The following is a 451-nucleotide window of genomic DNA, read 5'->3' as shown; positions in this document are numbered from 1 at the left end:
GCGCCCAGCTTGGAGAGGCTCGAAGCGGCGCCCTTGACGGTATTGGGAATGTCGTGAAGCTTGAGGTCACAGAAGACGTTGTGCCCGGCCTCCTTGAGGCTGGTCACCACGCTAGGCCCCGCTGCGTAAAACAACTCCATGCCGACTTTGACGAAAAGGTTCTCCCCGTCGAATCGACCTACGAAGTCAAGAGCTGCCTCGGCGCTGGGAAGATCGAGAGCGATGATCGGGCGGGTGATATCCATATGAACTCCTTGAGTGGTGGTCGGATCAACGAGACTGCCTAACCTGAGTCCGAAGGTCCTCAAGGCTCGCAATGCCTAGGTCATCCATGAGCGGCTCAAGACCGTTAATGATCTTGGGACAGGCCAACGGATCAGTGAAGTTAGCGGTTCCGACGCCAACTGCCGAAGCCCCAGCTATCATGAGTTCGAGGGCGTCGGCACTTGTC

General features: G+C 57.6%; 1 protein-coding gene and 1 pseudogene. Both read right to left on the bottom strand.

Annotated features, from left to right (window positions below; translation table 11 throughout):
* Nucleotides 1–245, bottom strand: a 245-nt coding sequence (locus tag K5Q99_RS23195) for an orotidine 5'-phosphate decarboxylase / HUMPS family protein (RefSeq protein WP_220778151.1), incomplete at its 3' end; no start/stop codon positions are given.
* 25 nt (nucleotides 246–270) lie between these two features.
* Nucleotides 271–451: pseudogene (locus K5Q99_RS23190) on the bottom strand (hypothetical protein); the annotation flags it as partial.

This window comes from Shewanella hafniensis, from assembly GCF_019655335.1.
Taxonomy (GTDB): Bacteria; Pseudomonadota; Gammaproteobacteria; order Enterobacterales; family Shewanellaceae; genus Shewanella; species Shewanella hafniensis.
Note: the sequence above shows the minus strand (reverse complement) of the source record. Positions and strands in the feature narration are given on the sequence as shown.